The 16548-nt window shown below is 59.3% G+C and carries 16 protein-coding genes; 5 read left to right on the top strand and 11 right to left on the bottom strand.

Translation table 11 applies throughout. The annotated features are described in order from the left end of the window. Positions 1 to 33 precede the first annotated feature (33 nt). Positions 34 to 606: a xanthine phosphoribosyltransferase gene (locus tag CJF39_RS01530; protein ID WP_047296491.1), complete on the top strand. Its 573-nt coding sequence runs from the start codon at positions 34 to 36 to the stop codon at positions 604 to 606. A gap of 72 nt (positions 607 to 678) precedes the next feature. Here CJF39_RS01530 and CJF39_RS01525 read toward each other — a convergent pair whose 3' ends face one another. From CJF39_RS01525 to dadA, 7 genes are all read right to left on the bottom strand, one after another. Continuing rightward, positions 679 to 2607 carry an acetyl-CoA hydrolase/transferase C-terminal domain-containing protein gene (locus CJF39_RS01525; RefSeq protein WP_094991835.1) on the bottom strand — a complete coding sequence of 643 codons (1929 nt, stop codon included), beginning with the start codon at positions 2605 to 2607 and terminating at the stop codon, positions 679 to 681. A gap of 115 nt (positions 2608 to 2722) precedes the next feature. Continuing rightward, complete coding sequence (locus tag CJF39_RS01520; protein WP_170942631.1) at positions 2723 to 3412, bottom strand: S-type pyocin domain-containing protein; 690 nt, start codon at positions 3410 to 3412, stop codon at positions 2723 to 2725. 350 nt (positions 3413 to 3762) lie between these two features. Further along, complete coding sequence (locus CJF39_RS01515; RefSeq protein WP_094991833.1) at positions 3763 to 4176, bottom strand: c-type cytochrome; 414 nt, start codon at positions 4174 to 4176, stop codon at positions 3763 to 3765. Between the two features lie 182 nt (positions 4177 to 4358). Next, positions 4359 to 4907 (bottom strand): cupin domain-containing protein, encoded by a 549-nt coding sequence (locus CJF39_RS01510; RefSeq protein ID WP_047278802.1) that lies wholly within the window; start codon positions 4905 to 4907, stop codon positions 4359 to 4361. Positions 4908 to 5034: 127 nt separating this feature from the next. Next, entirely contained in the window at positions 5035 to 6111 is a 1077-nt protein-coding gene (alr, locus tag CJF39_RS01505) for an alanine racemase (protein WP_094991832.1), read from the bottom strand. Between the two features lie 99 nt (positions 6112 to 6210). Beyond that, positions 6211 to 6564 carry a RidA family protein gene (locus CJF39_RS01500; RefSeq protein ID WP_094991831.1) on the bottom strand — a complete coding sequence of 118 codons (354 nt, stop codon included), beginning with the start codon at positions 6562 to 6564 and terminating at the stop codon, positions 6211 to 6213. Beyond that, positions 6536 to 7837 (bottom strand): D-amino acid dehydrogenase, encoded by a 1302-nt coding sequence (dadA, locus tag CJF39_RS01495; protein ID WP_094991830.1) that lies wholly within the window; start codon positions 7835 to 7837, stop codon positions 6536 to 6538. Before dadA ends, CJF39_RS01500 begins: the two co-directional genes overlap by 29 nt. A gap of 156 nt (positions 7838 to 7993) precedes the next feature. Between dadA and CJF39_RS01490 the strand changes: the two genes are divergently transcribed. Further along, entirely contained in the window at positions 7994 to 8482 is a 489-nt protein-coding gene (locus tag CJF39_RS01490) for an Lrp/AsnC ligand binding domain-containing protein (RefSeq protein WP_047278794.1), read from the top strand. A 24-nt stretch (positions 8483 to 8506) separates the two neighbouring features. On the opposite strand, the gene CJF39_RS01485 is transcribed toward CJF39_RS01490, so the two are convergent. Continuing rightward, complete coding sequence (locus CJF39_RS01485; protein WP_094991829.1) at positions 8507 to 8860, bottom strand: YkgJ family cysteine cluster protein; 354 nt, start codon at positions 8858 to 8860, stop codon at positions 8507 to 8509. A 147-nt stretch (positions 8861 to 9007) separates the two neighbouring features. Here CJF39_RS01485 and CJF39_RS01480 point away from each other — a divergent pair, with 147 nt between their 5' ends. Beyond that, the gene (locus CJF39_RS01480; RefSeq protein ID WP_094991828.1) at positions 9008 to 10309 is read left to right on the top strand and encodes an NAD(P)/FAD-dependent oxidoreductase; all 1302 of its coding nucleotides are present in this window, start codon (positions 9008 to 9010) and stop codon (positions 10307 to 10309) included. A 9-nt stretch (positions 10310 to 10318) separates the two neighbouring features. Here the strand turns inward: CJF39_RS01480 and CJF39_RS01475 are convergent, their stop codons facing one another. Then, entirely contained in the window at positions 10319 to 10552 is a 234-nt protein-coding gene (locus tag CJF39_RS01475; protein WP_094991827.1) for a DUF1127 domain-containing protein, read from the bottom strand. A 180-nt stretch (positions 10553 to 10732) separates the two neighbouring features. Here CJF39_RS01475 and CJF39_RS01470 point away from each other — a divergent pair, with 180 nt between their 5' ends. Further along, positions 10733 to 12154 (top strand): PLP-dependent aminotransferase family protein, encoded by a 1422-nt coding sequence (locus CJF39_RS01470; protein ID WP_094991826.1) that lies wholly within the window; start codon positions 10733 to 10735, stop codon positions 12152 to 12154. A gap of 34 nt (positions 12155 to 12188) precedes the next feature. Then, the gene (locus tag CJF39_RS01465) at positions 12189 to 13739 is read left to right on the top strand and encodes a phospholipase D family protein (protein WP_212555972.1); all 1551 of its coding nucleotides are present in this window, start codon (positions 12189 to 12191) and stop codon (positions 13737 to 13739) included. On the opposite strand, the gene CJF39_RS01460 is transcribed toward CJF39_RS01465, so the two are convergent. Together CJF39_RS01460 and CJF39_RS01455 are read right to left on the bottom strand one after the other, a co-directional pair. Continuing rightward, complete coding sequence (locus tag CJF39_RS01460) at positions 13736 to 14881, bottom strand: MFS transporter (protein WP_094991824.1); 1146 nt, start codon at positions 14879 to 14881, stop codon at positions 13736 to 13738. The genes CJF39_RS01465 and CJF39_RS01460 overlap by 4 nt on opposite strands. 144 nt (positions 14882 to 15025) lie before the next feature. Beyond that, positions 15026 to 16519 carry an aldehyde dehydrogenase gene (locus CJF39_RS01455; protein WP_094991823.1) on the bottom strand — a complete coding sequence of 498 codons (1494 nt, stop codon included), beginning with the start codon at positions 16517 to 16519 and terminating at the stop codon, positions 15026 to 15028. Positions 16520 to 16548 lie beyond the last annotated feature (29 nt).

Genomic DNA, 16548 nt, shown 5'->3' with positions numbered 1-16548 from the left:
TTCAGCGCATAAGCGCTATTTGAGGACGTTACGTTGGAAGCACTGCACAAGAAAATTCGCGAAGAAGGCATCGTGCTTTCCGATCAGGTTTTGAAGGTCGACGCCTTTTTGAACCATCAGATCGATCCGCAATTGATGAAAGAGATCGGCGACGAGTTCGCGCGTTTGTTCAAAGATGCGGGCATCACCAAGATCGTCACCATCGAAGCGTCGGGCATTGCCCCTGCGGTGATGACGGGCTTGAACCTGGGCGTGCCGGTGATTTTCGCCCGTAAGCACCAGTCGTTGACCCTGACTGAGAACTTGCTGACGGCGACCGTTTATTCGTTCACCAAGCAGACCGAAAGCACCGTTGCGATCTCGCCGCGTCACCTCAAAAGCACCGACCGCGTGCTGGTGATCGACGACTTCCTGGCCAATGGCAAAGCTTCGCAGGCCCTGATTTCGATCATCAAGCAAGCCGGTGCGACCGTTGCGGGCCTGGGCATCGTGATCGAGAAGTCGTTCCAGGGCGGCCGCGCCGAACTGGACGCCCAGGGTTATCGCGTTGAGTCGCTGGCACGGGTCAAGTCCCTGACTGACGGCAAAGTGACCTTTATCGAGTAAGGCGCTGCTTTTTAGCGGCTGGCCACGGCAGTGCGCCGCCAGCGGCTAAAAAGCGTGCGTGCCTGCGTTGTTTCAGCGCGGCTTGGCGGTTGCCTGTAAGCCCGCCAGCAGCAACCGTTGATACAACTCTTCGCGCAGGCCAGTGGGCGTGGCCAGTTGCATGCGTTCCAGGTGTTCCGGGAAGGCGTGGGGTGCCGGTGCGTCCAAGGTGGCCTTGCCCAGCTCATAGATCTGCGTGAGTTTGAATTTGCTTTTGAGCCAGTTCAGGGCTCGCAGCAGGTCTTGCTCCTGCGCGCTGAAATCACAGCCCAGCGGGTACTCCGGGAACAGGTGCGGATGGCGTGCCGCAATGGCCTGCAAGCGCTCCGGGCTGTTGTTGGCGAAGCGCGGATCAAGGCAAAAGTCGTTGGGCAGCTTGCCGATGTGCTGAGCCTGCTCGATCAGTGCGGTCTGAAAGCGTGAGTCCGTGATGTTGAGCAAGGCTTCGATGACTTTGCGGTCTGTCTTGCCGCGCAAATCAGCGATGCCGTATTCGGTGATCACGATGTCGCGCAGGTGACGCGGGATGGTGCAGTGGCCATATTCCCAAACGATGTTGGAGCTCACCTCCCCGCCCGATTCGCGCCAGCTGCGCAGGATGATGACCGAGCGGGCATCATGCAGGGCGTGCCCCTGCGCGACAAAGTTGTATTGCCCGCCCACGCCGCTGAGCACGCGGCCGTCTTGCAGTTGATCGGCCACCCCGGCGCCGAGCAGGGTCATGGTGAACGCGCTGTTCACAAAGCGCGCGTTGCGGCGTTGCAGGCGTTTCAATGTTTCATGGCCGTACAGCTCGTTGATAAAGCTGATGGCGGTCATGTTGAATTCGCTGCGTTTGCTGTGAGGCACCTCCCGCAGGCGTTGGTAAAAACTCGCCGGGCCGAGGATGAAGCCGCCATGCACGCACACCCCGTCAGTGTGCAGGCTCTCGTCAAGCATGCCCGCGTTGGCGAGCGCCTGACGTTCGGCGTCCGGGTACACCTTGCGCCGCACGATGCCCGCGTCCACCAAAACCATGAGCCCGTGGACAAACATTTCACTGCAACCGTACAAGCCTTGGACGAAAGGTGCGATGCCCCCCTCTGCTTCGATCAGAGCGTGCCAAGGGCTTATGTCCAGGTCGTCGAGCACGGCGCGATAGCCCGAATTGTCAGCCTGACGCGCCAATAAGGCGGCCACCAGCGCATCACCCATAGCGCCAATTCCGATTTGCAACGTACCACCATCACGCACCAGGGTACTGGCGTGCAGGCCAATAAAGTGGTCTTGCAGGCTCACGGGCATATTGGGGGTGGAGAACAGCGTCGTGCGCTCCTCCTCATCGATCAGCAGGTCAAAATCCTCGGCGTTCATCTCGGCGTCGCCGGGCATGAACGGCAGGTCGCAGTGCACGTGGCCCAGCATCAAGATAGTCTCGCCTGCGGCCCGGCGCTTGGCGATCATCGGCAACAGATCAAGGGTGATATCGGGGTTGCAACTCAGGCTCAGGCGGCTGGCATCCTGCGGATCACGGGCAATGAGCTGCGCCACCAGATTCAAGCCGTTGGCGTTAATGTCGCGCGCGGCGTGGCTGTAATTGCTGCTGACATAGTCTTGTTGAGCTGCCGGGCTGTTGAGCAGACTGCCCGGCTGCATGAAAAATTGCTCGACTCGGATGTTGTCCGGCAGGCTATTGCGGTGCAGGTCTGCGAGGTAGTCCAGCTCAATGTAGTCGCCAAACACCCGCTCAATAAACGGTTCCAAAAACTGCCTCTGCAGGCCTTCGCCCAGCGGCGGACGGCCGAGGCTGAGGGCGGTATAAATCGTCAGTCGGCGTTCGGGCAGTTGCCTGATGCGTTGGTAGAGCGCGTTGACGAAGCGATTGGCCTTGCCCAGACCCAGCGGCAAACCCAAGTGAATATGCGAGGGAAGCCGCGCCAATACGTCATCGACTGCGCGCTCGATTGAACAGGACTGCACCATCTGATCCTCCAAAACCATCCATGTGTAGGGATGTGACTGAGCGTGACGGGTGTTGGTTGCAATGGCCAAGACTAACCCCGTCTGGCCTTCTCGGGACAGAACTAGCGGGTTAACGTCAGCCGTGATGTTCGTCGTTTTCCGGCAAGCGCACGTTGATCGAAACATACACAGGCGCACGGTGCGCAAGCCCCGGAAACCACACGATTGCGTCCTGATAGTCAGGGGGGTAGACGGGGTTGATCAGCATCTTGTCAGCCTGTTCGGAGGGCGGAAACACCCAGGCGGCCGGTTTGAGCGAAGCCCCTTCGAGGCGCGCAAGGGGGGCGATGGACGACGGGTCGGGGGTGGGTTTCCAGCTTATTTCAAGGCCGTTGCCCACGTGGGCGATCCGTTGTTCATCGTGCGCCTGGGCCGCGATGACGGGGACGCGCTGCCATTCGGACTTGGTGCCGGTATAGAAACCGTAGGCGCTGATGGAACCGTCTTGCAACTGTTTGACGGTTAATCGCACACGGGTATTGCCGTCAGTCAGTTGGCCATATTGCTCGTGACGGTAGAACGCACTGTCGCCTGAATTGGTGCTGGGCATCAGCACGGTGACGACGACCCGGCTTCGCGGTGGGGCCTTCACCGACAAGCTGCCCTGCAGGCGTGCGGCAAACAGCCTGGCGCTGATAGAGCCCCCAATCCAGTGCAAGGCCGCGGGGGCACAGGCGGTGTGGGTTTCAGTGCCCAGCACGGCAAATTCGCCGTACTGGGTCAGCGCTTCTACGGGTACGAACGCGTTGTAATTGCTGAAATCCATCAGCCCGTCTGGCAACGCACAAGATTTTGCGAACACGCTGCCCCGTGCCATCCCTTCTGGACGTGCGGGTTCGGTGAGGGCCGAGACAGCTTTGCGTTGCTGGGTGCAGGCGGCACATTGGCAACGGGAATGAGGTGAGGCAACACAAGTTTCGTACACAGGCATGAGTCGCTGTATGGGTGTGTCGCGATGCTAGCGACATGCCGGTACGGGGCATGTAGGAGAATTCTGAGTTTTCTGAGCGGTTTGTAACTTGGTCTTTCGGCCGTGCGGCGTAAGGTCAGTGCGCAGTACTCAAACGGCAGGCACAAAAAAACCGCCCATCAGCGGTTTTTTTGCAGGAGTTCGGCTTATTTCAAACCGGACATCTTCTGGATGGCGCCTTTCAGGTCTTCATCGGAGCAAGTGCTGCATGTGCCTTTAGGCGGCATGGCGTTGATCCCGGTGATGGCCTTGGCCAGGATGCCGTCGAGGCCGCCCTGCTGGTCTGCGCGTTCTTTCCAGGCAGCGGTGTCATCGATTTTCGGTGCGCCCAACAGGCCTGTGCTGTGGCATGCGCTGCAATGCTTGGCAATGATGTCATCTGCTGACATACCGCCGCCGCCACCAACTGAAGCTGCAACGTCCATCCCTTTGCATTCCTGGCCTTGAATACAGACTTTACCCACTGGCTCAAGACGTTTTGCGATGTCATCGTTCGTCGTTGCTTGAGCGTTGACTGCCCAAAGGGCCACTACTGCTGCTGGTACGGCCAGCATTTTCATAATTAGGTTCACGCGTTCACCCTCAATGGTGGCTAGTCACGCCCACAACCACGGTTTCGCGGGCGGGCGAAAGTATAACGGTTAGCCCGCCACTCTGAAACAACCCTAAAGTAGAAGGGGTCTTATAAGTGGCGAAATGCAACGTGGGGAGCCTCTGCAGGGCATGCAGGGCGCCTCTTTTCTTAGAAATTCGCCGGGGTAGCTGCGCTGATTAGTCGCGCTGCGACGTCGAACGGGTTGCGAAAACGGTGCGGCTTGGAACTCTCGAAATAGTAGCTGTCACCCGCCTCCAGCACGAACGTCTCAAGACCTACGGTCAATTCAAGACGACCTTCCAGCAAAATGCCGGTTTCCTCACCGTCGTGGGTCAGCATTTCGTCGCCGGTATCGGCGCCCGGTGGGTAGATTTCGTTCAGGAAGGCAATGGCCCGGCTGGGGTGCGCGCGGCCGACCAGTTTCATGGTCACTGCACCGTCTGAAATGTCGATCAGCTCATTGGCTTTATAGACAATCTGAGTCGGTGTTTCTTGAAGGATTTCTTCGGAAAAGAACTCGACCATCGACATCGGGATGCCGCTCAGCACTTTTCTCAGCGAACTGATCGAAGGGCTGACACTGTTCTTTTCGATCATCGAAATGGTGCTATTGGTGACGCCCGCGCGTTTGGCGAGTTCACGCTGAGATAGCCCTTTCAGTTTGCGGATGGATTGCAGTCGTTCACCGACGTCCAATGCGGGAGCCTCCTGGGGTTCAGATTTAGGTCGAGTTGGCGCCATCATGGCGATAGCGTTCAGTATTTACAACACTTCGACTTCAATCCTGCGCAACCGTTTGGCTCCTGGTTTGGAAGTTCTGCCATCAGCTCCCGGAATAGAGGCGTGGCACGCGTTTGAGGTTGCAAAAAATCTGGTAAGGAATGGTTTCAGCATGGGCCGCCACTTCACTGGCGAGGATGTTTTTGCCCCACAGTTCGACGCTAGAACCCAAACCCGCTTGCGGCACATCGGTCAGGTCGATGCACAGCATGTCCATCGACACGCGGCCCAGCAGTTGGCTGCGTTGCCCGCCCACCCAAACAGGCGTGCCCGTGGGTGCATGACGTGGGTAACCGTCTGCGTAGCCCATGGCTACAACGCCGATGCGCATGGGGCGGTCGGTGATGAATCGGGCGCCATAGCCCACAGGTTCGCCCGCTGGCAATTCGCGCACGCAGATGACCTTGGATTCCACTGTCATGACCGGCTGCAAACGCTCAGCCAGTGCCTGAGCCTCTTCGAACGGGGTGCTGCCATAGAGCATCAGGCCAGGGCGTACCCAGTCGCTGGGCACATTCGGCCATCCCAGGACAGCGGGTGAATTGCGCAGGCTCACTTCAGCGTCCAATTGAGCGCGGGCCGCTTCAAATACAGCCACCTGTTCTTCGCTGCGGCCGCATCCCAGTTCATCTGCGCGCGAGAAGTGGCTCATCAACACCACCTTGGCAACGTTGGGGCTGGCGAGCAGGCGTTGGTAAGCCGCCTGAAAGTCGGCCGGATGCAGCCCGACGCGGTGCATGCCGGTGTCAAGCTTGAGCCATACGTTGATGGGGCTGGCGAGCGCGCTGTCGAGGATTTCCTCAAGTTGCCACAGCGAATGCACGACGCACCACAGGTCGTGCTCGACGATCAGCGGCAATTCGTCCTGCGCGGTAAAAAAGCCTTCCAGCAGCAGGATCGGGGCACGGATGCCAGCGTCGCGCAGCTCAAGGGCTTCTTCGATGCAGGCAACCGCAAAGCCATCCGCCTCGTCCTCCAGCGCCTGCGCGCAGCGTACGGCGCCATGGCCGTAAGCATCGGCCTTGATTACGGCAAGGGCCTTGGCCCCCGTCACTTCGCGGGCCAATTGGTAGTTATGACGCAGGGCTTGAAGGTCGATCAGGGCACGGGCTGGACGCATGGCGGGCTTCTAACGGCTAATGAATAAAAAAACGGCGCAACCCGCAGCGTTAACTGCCACCTGCGCCGCAAGAGGGACTTTTACTAAGGAGCACAACATTTATGGCAGCGCTGCGATCACCGACAGCTCAACCAAGATTTCGGGTTCGCACAGCTTGGCTTCAACGGTGGCACGGGCGGGCTGCACGCCTTTGGGCAACCATTGGTCCCACACCGTGTTCATTCCGATGAAATCAGCATCGATGTCCTTCAGGTAGATGGTCACTGACAGGATGTGATTCTTGTCGGTGCCTGCCAAATCCAGCAGGCGCTCGATGTTAACCAGCGTTTCACGGGTTTGCTGCTCGACACCCGCATTCATGTCATCGCCGACTTGACCGGACAGGTAGACGGTCCCGTTGTGGACGACGATCTGGCTCATGCGTTCATTGGTGAGCTGGCGCTGGATTGCCATGTTTAGCAGTCTCCTGAGGGTTGCCGTAACGCGAAATGTCGAGGCCTTCGGTGCTGATTTGCGGCGTTTTCTTCGCCATGACATCGGCCAGATAACGGCCGGACCCGCACGCCATGGTCCAGCCCAGTGTGCCGTGGCCGGTGTTCAGGAACAGGTTCTTGAACGGGGTCGCGCCTACAATCGGTGTGCCGTCTGGCGTGGTTGGACGCAAGCCGGTCCAGAAGCTGGCCTGGCTCAAGTCACCGCCCCGAGGATAAAGGTCGTTGACGATCATCTCCAGGGTTTCACGCCGGCGCGGATTAAGCGACAGGTCAAAACCGGCGATCTCAGCCATGCCGCCAACGCGGATGCGGTTGTCGAAACGGGTGATCGCGACTTTGTAGGTCTCGTCGAGAATGGTCGAAGTCGGGGCCATGTCCGGGTTGGTAATCGGGATGGTCAGCGAGTAACCCTTGAGCGGGTAAACCGGGGCTTTGATGCCCAGCGGCTTGAGCAACTGCGGCGAGTAGCTGCCAAGCGCCAGCACGTAACGGTCGGCAGTTTCGAGTTTGCCGTCGATCATCACGCCGTTGATGCGATCGCCCGCGTAGTCGAGACGCTGAATGTCCTGGCCGAAACGGAATTCCACGCCCAGATTTTTCGCCATTTCCGCCAGGCGGGTGGTGAACATCTGGCAGTCGCCCGTCTGGTCATTCGGCAAGCGCAAGGCCCCGGCCAGAATGTCGGTGACACTGGCCAGCGCAGGTTCAACGCGGGCAATGCCATCGCGGTCGAGCAATTCGTAAGGAACGCCCGATTCCTTGAGGACGGCAATGTCTTTAGCCGCGCCATCGAGTTGCGCCTGGGTGCGAAACAGTTGAGTCGTTCCCAGGTTGCGAGCCTCGTAGGCAATGCCGGTTTCGGCGCGCAGTTCATCGAGGCAGTCACGGCTGTACTCGGACAGACGCACCATGCGCTCTTTGTTTACTGCATAACGGCTGGCGGTGCAGTTGCGCAGCATCTGCGCCATCCACAGGTATTGGTCGATATTGGCGGTGGCTTTGATGGCTAAAGGTGCGTGGCGTTCGAGCAGCCATTTCATGGCTTTGAGCGGCACGCCCGGGGCTGCCCAGGGTGAGGCATAACCTGGAGAAACCTGGCCTGCGTTGGCAAAGCTGGTTTCCATTGCAACGGCGGGCTGACGGTCGACCACGACCACTTCAAAGCCGGCTCGGGCCAGATAATAGGCGCTGGCAGTACCAATTACGCCGCCACCCAATACCATAACTCGCATATTTATATCCCTCATCGCGGCCAGCCGCAGACGTTTATTGTTCAAAGCGAAGATGGGCGCAGTATATGAACCATTGGCTAGTGGAATTCACTGTATAAATGGCTATATTTGGCGACAATTCTCGGCTAAAACGCTTTTGACAAAGGAGATTCTCCTATGCGTACAAATCACCAAACAAAGCGTGAATTGGACAAGATTGATCGCAACATTTTGCGCATCCTGCAGGCCGATGGGCGCATCTCGTTTACCGAGCTGGGGGAGAAGGTGGGGCTGTCGACCACGCCGTGCACCGAGCGGGTGCGCAGGCTGGAGCGCGAAGGAATTATCATGGGCTACAACGCCCGCCTCAACCCGCAGCATTTGCAGGGCAGTTTGCTGGTATTCGTAGAAATCAGCCTCGACTACAAATCAGGCGACACGTTTGATGAGTTCCGACGTGCCGTGCTGAAACTTCCCCATGTGCTGGAGTGCCATTTGGTGTCAGGCGATTTTGACTATTTGGTGAAAGCGCGCATCAGTGAGATGGCGTCTTATCGCAAATTGCTGGGGGATATTCTGTTGAAACTGCCCCACGTGCGCGAATCCAAAAGTTACATCGTGATGGAAGAAGTCAAAGAAAGCCTGAACCTGCCGATCCCGGATTGACCGGAACAGTACAGGGGCGAGCGTTTAAACCAGCACTTGCCGCGTGGTGGCGATGTATTCATGCACGAGCTTTTCAGCGCTTGGGTGAATCATCTCCACAGGGCGCCGGCCATTGGGGCACGGCAATGTCGGGGTGGTGCCGAACAGGCGGCAAATCAGAGGGCGCTCCTCATACACGGTGCAACCATCAGGCCCCAGGTGAACGCAGTTCAGTTCGTCCATGGCTGCTTCCTGTTCGGCCGCCGTTTTGCGCGGCAGGCGTGCCATTTCTTCGGACGAGGTGGTCACGGGCCCGCAGCAGTCGTGGCAGCCCGGTACGCATTCAAACGACGGGATTTGCTGCCTGAGAAAGCGGATTTTGTGACTGTTACAGCTCATTCAGCGCCTACCGATGTTCAAAAGGCCACAGAGTCTGCCTGAAAAGCCCTGCCCTAGACAGCGCCGTCCAGCTGTTCTTGCCCCATGGGAATGGCACGGCTTATGCTCCGTCAAATTTTCCAAACACAAATAATCAGGATCCCGCACATGAACGCCCCTGTTCAGCGCAGCCAGCACACCACTTCTTATTACGCCGCCAGCAGCTTGCCGCAGCCTGACCATCCAGTGCTGCAAGGTGAGAGGGTGGCCGATGTGTGCGTGGTGGGTGGGGGCTTTTCGGGGCTCAATACCGCGCTGGAACTGGCCGAGCGTGGCATGAGCGTGATCCTGCTCGAAGCACATAAGATCGGCTGGGGTGCCAGCGGTCGCAACGGCGGGCAGTTGATTCGCGGCGTGGGCCACGGCCTTGAGCAGTTTGAAGGCATCATCGGCAAAGACGGCGTGCGGCAGATGAAGCTGATGGGGCTTGAAGCAGTGGAAATCGTTCGCCAGCGCGTAGAACGATTCAATATTGACTGCGACCTGACTTGGGGTTATTGCGACCTCGCCAACAAGCCTCGCGACCTTGAGGGGTTTGCCCAAGAGGCTGAAGAACTGCGCGCGCTGGGCTATCGCCATGAAACCCGTCTGCTGCAAGCCCATGAAGTGCGCAGCGTGGTGGGTTCTGACCGGTATGTGGGCGGGTTGATTGACATGGGCTCTGGCCATTTGCACCCGCTCAACCTGGCTTTGGGTGAAGCCGCCGCTGCAGCGCAGTCAGGCGTACAGCTGTTTGAACATTCAGCCGTGACCCGCATTGATTACGGCCCGCAAGTGCGGGTTCACACAGCCCGGGGATCAGTGCGTGCCAAGAGCCTGGTGCTGGGGTGTAACGCCTACCTGAAAGACCTCAACCCGCAATTGAGCGGCAAGGTGCTGCCCGCAGGCAGTTACATCATTGCCACCGAGCCGCTGAGCGAAGCGCAGGCTCACGCGTTGTTGCCGCAAAACATGGCGGTGTGCGATCAACGCGTGGCGCTGGACTACTACCGCCTTTCCGCCGACCGACGCCTGTTGTTCGGCGGTGCCTGCCACTATTCGGGACGCGACCCACAAGACATCGCGGCCTACATGCGCCCCAAAATGCTGGAAGTGTTCCCGCATCTGAGCGATGTACGCATCGACTATCAGTGGGGCGGGATGATCGGCATTGGCGCTAACCGGTTGCCGCAGATCGGCCGCTTGCCGGATCAGCCGAACGTGTACTTCGCTCAGGCATATTCCGGGCATGGCGTGAACGCCACGCATTTGGCGGGCAAGCTGCTGGCCGAAGCCATCAGCGGGCAACACAGCGATGGCTTCGACCTGTTCGCCAAGGTGCCACACATCACCTTTCCCGGCGGCAAGTACCTGCGCTCTCCCCTGCTGGCACTCGGGATGCTGTGGCACCGTCTCAAAGAGTTGCGTTGAGCGCGCAGGTTACGAGCGCCAAAACGGCTTGCAACCTTCGTGTTGCGCCATGGCACGGCTCAGCCCTATGTCGCGCAATTGCTGATCGTCCATCGACAGCAGTACGCGGCGTGTGCGTGAACGGTGCCAAAACAGGCCCCAACGACTGAGCCCGACCGGGGCGCCGGCCCGTTTGAAAACTTCATGCTCTTCTTGCAGTTGCGGGCCGTGCAGTGTCAGGCGGACATCGCTCATACCATTCATCTTCAGGTTCCTTTTGGCTCGATGGCTGCGTGTCAAAAGGATGGCCCCGAACATAAAACCATGACAGATTCAGGGAACTGTTTTTGCTTGCATACAGATGCGGTCTTTTGGCGCTGAATGACCGAAAAATGCAGCATCTGAACTGGTTTTAACCTCCACCTCCTAGCCCAGAGTGCTGCCATGACCCTCTACGTCAACCTCGCCGACCTGATTGGTACACGGATCGAGCAAGGGTTTTATCGACCGGGCGATCGCCTGCCGTCAGTGCGTGCATTGAGTGCCGAGCACGGGGTTAGCTTGAGTACCGTGCAGCAGGCATACAGGTTGCTGGAAGACAACGGGTTGGCCTCGCCGCGTCCCAAGTCCGGGTATTTCGTGCCGATGGAGCGTGAACTGCCTGCATTGCCGGGCATGGGCAAGCCCGCCCAAAGACCGGTGGAAATTTCACAGTGGGAGCAAGTACTTGAGCTGGTGCGATCGGTGCCGCGCAAGGACGTGATTCAGTTGGGCCGCGGCATGCCTGATGTCACCACGCCGACCATCAAGCCGTTGCTGCGCAGCCTGGCGCAACTCAGTCGCCGTCAGGACTTACCCGGTCTGTATTACGACACCGTGTATGGCGTGCTGGCCCTGCGCGAACAGTTGGCGCGGTTGCTGCTCGACTCTGGCTGCCAGTTAGGGCCTGACGAACTGGTGATCACCACGGGGTGTCACGAGGCGCTGTCGTGCAGCATTCGCGCCGTGTGCGAACCGGGCGATATCGTAGCCGTAGATTCCCCGAGCTTTCACGGCGCCATGCAAACCCTCAAGGGGTTGGGCATGAAAGCGCTGGAGATCCCCACCGACCCGCTGACCGGCATCAGTCTTGAGGCCCTTGAGCTGGCGCTGGAACAGTGGCCCATCAAGGCTATCCAAGTGACGCCCAGCTGCAATAACCCCTTGGGATACATCATGCCCGAGCCCCGCAAGCGGGCTTTGGTGGCATTGGCACAGCGCTTCGATGTCGCGATCATTGAAGACGATGTCTACGGCGAACTGGCCTATACCTATCCTCGCCCGCGCACGATTAAATCCTTCGATGACGAAGGACGTGTCTTGCTCTGCAGTTCATTTTCGAAGACGTTGGCGCCGGGTTTGCGTATCGGTTGGGTCGCGCCGGGCCGCTACCTGGAACGCGTGCTGCACATGAAATACATCAGCACCGGCTCCACGGCGCCGCAGCCGCAACTGGCGATTGCTGATTTCTTGAAAAATGGACATTTCGAGCCGCACTTGCGCAAGATGCGTGCGCAATACCAGCGCAATCGCGACTTGATGCTGGGTTGGGTGAGCCGCTATTTTCCGCCGGGCACCCGTGCCAGTCGGCCTCAGGGCAGCTTTATGTTGTGGCTCGAACTGCCGGAGGCATTCGACACGTTGCGGCTTAATCGCGCGTTGTTGGAGCAAGGTGTACAGATTGCAGTGGGCAGCATTTTTTCGGCGTCGGGCAAGTACCGGAACTGTTTACGAATGAACTACGCGGCCAAGCCCACGTCCCAGATCGAAGACGCTGTACGCAAGGTCGGCATGGCTGTCAGCCAGTTGTTGTCAGAAAAACGTTAACTACCCTTGCGAAGATTGGATTGAGGTCAGCCCGTTGAAATCACTGTGCGCAGTTTTGCTGAGCGTCTTGCTGGGAGGCTGCGCCACGTTGGACGTGCACCGCGCGCCGAGTCAGGCCATCCCTGCAGCAGAGTCGTCCTTCGGGCGTTCCATTGAGCAACAGGCCGCGCCCTATCAGGGGCGCTCGGGTTTTCGCCTGCTGCCCAACAGCGGCGAAGCGTTTCGCGCGCGCGCCGAGTTAATTCGCAATGCGCAAACCAGCCTCGACTTGCAGTACTACATCGTGCATGACGGTTTGAGTACGCGGATGCTGGTCGATGAGTTGTTGAAGGCGGCCGATCGCGGCGTGCGCGTGCGACTTCTGCTTGATGACACGGCCAGCGACGGGCTCGACGAATTGCTGGCGACGCTCGCTGCGCATCCCAATGTGCAGATCCGGCTGTTTAATCCTTTGCAACTTGGGCGTAGCACTGGCGTGACGCGAACCATGGGGCGGCTGTTCAACCTGTCGCGTCAGCACCGTCGCATGCACAACAAGCTGTGGTTGGCCGACAACAGTGTGGCCATTGTGGGCGGACGAAATCTGGGCGATGAGTATTTCGATGCCCAGCCCGACCTGAATTTCACCGATATTGATTTGTTGAGCGTCGGGCCGGTCGCTGAGCAGCTCGGGCACAGTTTCGACCAGTACTGGAACAGCGCGCTGAGCCAGCCCATCGGGGACTTTGTCCCGTCGCGCCTGTCCAGGCGAGAGCTGTCCAAAGCTAGAAAAGCTCTGGAGGCGTCACTCAGCCAGGCGCAACGGCGCAACCCGGCGCTCTATCAGCAACTGGCGTCGTACAAAACCAACCCGCAGCTGGCGGTCTGGCGCAAAGAGCTGATCTGGGCCTGGAACCAGGCCTTGTGGGATGCGCCGAGCAAAGTGCTGGCCAAGGATGAACCCGACCCACACTTATTGTTGACGACGCAATTGGCGCCGGATCTGGCGGGCGTAAACCAGGAGCTGATCCTGATTTCGGCCTATTTTGTGCCGGGAGAAACCGGCCTGGTTTACCTGACCGGTCGTTCCGACGCCGGTGTCGATGTACGTTTATTGACCAACTCGCTGGAAGCCACTGACGTCCCGGCGGTGCATGGCGGTTATGCCCCGTATCGCAAAGCGCTGCTGGAGCATGGGGTCAAGCTCTATGAGTTGCGTCGTCAGCCGGGCAGTACTGGTGGCAGCGGGCCGCATTTGTTCAAGACCAGCCTGAGCACCGATTCGAGCCTGCACAGCAAGGCGATGATTTTCGATCAGCAAAAGTCCTTTATCGGCTCATTCAATTTCGACCCGCGTTCCGGGTTGTGGAACACCGAAGTGGGTGTGTTGGTCGACAGCCCTGAGTTGGCGGCCGAGGCCCGCAAGCTGGCGTTGCAAGGGATGTCGCCAGCGTTGAGTTATCAGCCGGTGCTAGAGAACGGCAACATCGTCTGGCAGACCGAGGACAACGGGCAATTGCACACCTTGGAACGTGAGCCGGGCAACTGGTGGCGTCGGCTCAATGCCTGGTTCAGCAAAAGTGTGGGGCTGGAGAAGATGCTCTAGGCTGCCGACTGTTCGGCGCCAAACGCACCTTGGCGCAACACCAGAATCACTAGCCCGAACGCCCCGGCGGCCATGAATAAAGGCAACGCATGACCACTGACCCATTGGCTGCCCGCCCCTGCCGCCAGCGGGCCGATCAGGCAGCCGATGCCCCACAGTTGAGCGACGTGTGCATTGGCGCGCACCAGCGCATCGTCACGGTAACGTTCGCCGATCAGTATCAGTGACAACGTGAACAACCCCCCGGCGCTGGCGCCGAAAATCACCCACACCGGCCAGATCATCAAGGTATCGATCAGTAACGGCACTGCAAGGCTGGACAGCATCAGCAGCGCGGCGCATGCCGTGAACAATGAGCGGCGCGACACTTTGTCGGCCAAGGCGCCAATGGGCAGTTGCAGCAAGGCATCCCCGACAACCACGGTGCTGACCATTGCCAGCGCAATGTCGGTCGTGAACCCTTGACGCAGGCAATACACCGGCAGCAGCGTCAGAATCATCGCCTCAAATGCTGCAAACAGCGCGACAGCCCACGCAATGGCAGGCAAACCGCGACAAAATTCGAGTAGATCGGTGAAGGTCACGCTGCAGGATTGCGTCACGGGTGCGCCATCGCGGCCCATCAGCAGCAACGGTGCAAGGGTCAGCAACGCTACGCCGATCCCAAAGCCGTAATCGTTTTCAGACCCCACCACCCCCAAGAGCAGCGGCCCGGACAATTGGCTCAAGGCATACGCGCAGCCATACAGGGCGACCAGGCGGCCCCGCCATTGCTCGGTCACCAACTGGTTGATCCAGCTTTCGCCCAGAATGAAGATCATGGTGAGTACGACCCCGATCAACAGCCTCAACACCAGCCACACGGGATAACTGGGCAGCAAGGCCAGTAACCCGATGGACAGTGCGCCGCACCACAGGCACAAGCGCATCAGCCCTGGTGTGCCGAAGCGCGCTGCGAGCTTGCTGGCAATGCTGGCGCCGACCAGTACGCCAATGGCAGGCATGGCTGCCATCACGCCGATGGCAAATCCGCCGTAGCCCCAGTTTTCGAGGCGCAACGACACCAGCGGCATGCTGACACCCAGCGCGAGGCCGACGCTAAGAACCGAAGCCAGCACCGCAAAATATGTCGCCCAACGCATGGGTGTGCTCCTGTGGATCACGTGGTTTCTGGGTGTTCAAGCAACTGTGGGAGCGGGCAAGTCTGCGATGGGTATGCCTTAAGGCATGGTCATCGCGAGACACGCTCGCTCCCACAGGGGTGTTGCGACGGCGAAGGCCGGGTGTTACAGCTTGATCCAGGTGGATTTCAGCTCGGTGTACTTGTCGAACGCGTGCAGCGATTTATCGCGGCCGTTGCCCGACTGTTTGAAGCCACCAAACGGTGCTGTCATGTCGCCGCCGTCGTATTGGTTAACCCAGACACTGCCGGCGCGCAGCGCTTTGGCGGTCAAGTGAGCTTTGGAAATGTCCGCCGTCCAGACCGCTGCCGCCAAGCCGTAAGGCGTGTCGTTGGCTATCTGTATGGCTTCTTCGGCGGTGTCGAAGGTAATGACCGACAATACCGGGCCGAAAATTTCTTCCTGGGCGATTTTCATCGCGTTGCTCACGCCGTCGAAGATGGTTGGCTCGACATAAGTCCCGCCCGTCTCCTGAAGGATCTGGTTGCCCCCGGCGACCAGTTTGGCGCCTTCGGTGTGACCCGATTTGATGTACGACAACACCGTGTTCATCTGTTGTGTGTCGACCAGTGCGCCGACGGTGGTGGCCGGGTCCAGCGGGTTGCCCGGTTTCCAGCTTTTGAGGGCTTCGATCACCAGCGGCAGGAAGGTGTCCTTGATCGAGCGCTCGACCAACAGGCGCGAGCCCGCTGTGCAGACTTCGCCCTGGTTAAAGGCGATGGCGCTGGCCGCCGACTCGGCCGCCGCTTGCAGATCAGGTGCGTCGGCGAACACGATGTTCGGGCTTTTACCGCCTGCTTCGAGCCAGACGCGCTTCATGTTGGACTCGCCAGCGTACACCATCAGTTGCTTGGCAATTTTGGTGGAACCTGTGAACACCAGGGTGTCGACGTCCATGTGCAGTGCCAGCGCCTTGCCAACAGTGTGGCCGTAACCCGGCAAGACGTTGAATACGCCAGCCGGAATGCCTGCTTCGACGGCCAGTGCTGCGATGCGGATAGCGGTCAGCGGCGATTTTTCAGAGGGCTTGAGGATGACGGAGTTGCCCGTGGACAACGCAGGCCCGAGTTTCCAGCAGGCCATCATCAGGGGGAAGTTCCACGGCACGATGGCGGCGACAACACCGACCGGTTCGCGTGTCACCAGGCCCAGTTGGTTATGCGGGGTAGCGGCCACTTCGTCGTAAATCTTGTCGATGGCTTCGCCGCTCCAGCTCAGCGCGTTGGCGGCGCCGGGGACGTCAATACCCAGAGAGTCACTGATTGGCTTGCCCATATCGAGGGTTTCAAGCAGGGCCAGCTCTTCAGCGTTTTGCTTGAGCAGGCCCGCGAAACGGATCATGGTGGCTTTGCGCTTGGCCGGTGCCATGCGCGACCACACGCCCGAGTTGAAGGTGTTGCGCGCGTTTTCAACGGCGCGTTGAGCATCCGCGGCATCGCAGCTGGCAACCTTGCCCAGCAAACGGCCATCGACCGGGCTGAGGCACTCGAACGTTTCATTGGAGACCGCGGCGGTGTATTCACCGTTGATGTAGGCGCGACCTTCGATTTTCAGCTGCTGGGCCCGTTGTTCCCAATCAGCACGCGTCAGGGTGGTCATTCGAGTGTCCTCCTCTTATTGATATACAT

It is taken from the genome of Pseudomonas lundensis (genome assembly GCF_002269125.1).
GTDB lineage: Bacteria > Pseudomonadota > Gammaproteobacteria > Pseudomonadales > Pseudomonadaceae > Aquipseudomonas > Aquipseudomonas lundensis_A.
Note: the sequence above shows the minus strand (reverse complement) of the source record. Positions and strands in the feature narration are given on the sequence as shown.

Excerpts from the sequence above, each read along its gene's own strand:
- CJF39_RS01525 (WP_094991835.1), bottom strand. The coding sequence starts at position 2,607 with ATGGTGCAGTCCTGTTCAATCGAGCGCGCAGTCGATGACGTATTGGCG.
- CJF39_RS01520 (WP_170942631.1), bottom strand. The coding sequence starts at position 3,412 with ATGGATTTCAGCAATTACAACGCGTTCGTACCCGTAGAAGCGCTGACC.
- CJF39_RS01515 (WP_094991833.1), bottom strand. The coding sequence starts at position 4,176 with ATGAAAATGCTGGCCGTACCAGCAGCAGTAGTGGCCCTTTGGGCAGTC.
- alr (WP_094991832.1), bottom strand. The coding sequence starts at position 6,111 with ATGCGTCCAGCCCGTGCCCTGATCGACCTTCAAGCCCTGCGTCATAAC.
- CJF39_RS01500 (WP_094991831.1), bottom strand. The coding sequence starts at position 6,564 with ATGGCAATCCAGCGCCAGCTCACCAATGAACGCATGAGCCAGATCGTC.
- dadA (WP_094991830.1), bottom strand. The coding sequence starts at position 7,837 with ATGCGAGTTATGGTATTGGGTGGCGGCGTAATTGGTACTGCCAGCGCC.
- CJF39_RS01490 (WP_047278794.1), top strand. The coding sequence starts at position 7,994 with ATGCGTACAAATCACCAAACAAAGCGTGAATTGGACAAGATTGATCGC.
- CJF39_RS01485 (WP_094991829.1), bottom strand. The coding sequence starts at position 8,860 with ATGAGCTGTAACAGTCACAAAATCCGCTTTCTCAGGCAGCAAATCCCG.
- CJF39_RS01480 (WP_094991828.1), top strand. The coding sequence starts at position 9,008 with ATGAACGCCCCTGTTCAGCGCAGCCAGCACACCACTTCTTATTACGCC.
- CJF39_RS01475 (WP_094991827.1), bottom strand. The coding sequence starts at position 10,552 with ATGAATGGTATGAGCGATGTCCGCCTGACACTGCACGGCCCGCAACTG.
- CJF39_RS01470 (WP_094991826.1), top strand. The coding sequence starts at position 10,733 with ATGACCCTCTACGTCAACCTCGCCGACCTGATTGGTACACGGATCGAG.
- CJF39_RS01460 (WP_094991824.1), bottom strand. The coding sequence starts at position 14,881 with ATGCGTTGGGCGACATATTTTGCGGTGCTGGCTTCGGTTCTTAGCGTC.
- CJF39_RS01455 (WP_094991823.1), bottom strand. The coding sequence starts at position 16,519 with ATGACCACCCTGACGCGTGCTGATTGGGAACAACGGGCCCAGCAGCTG.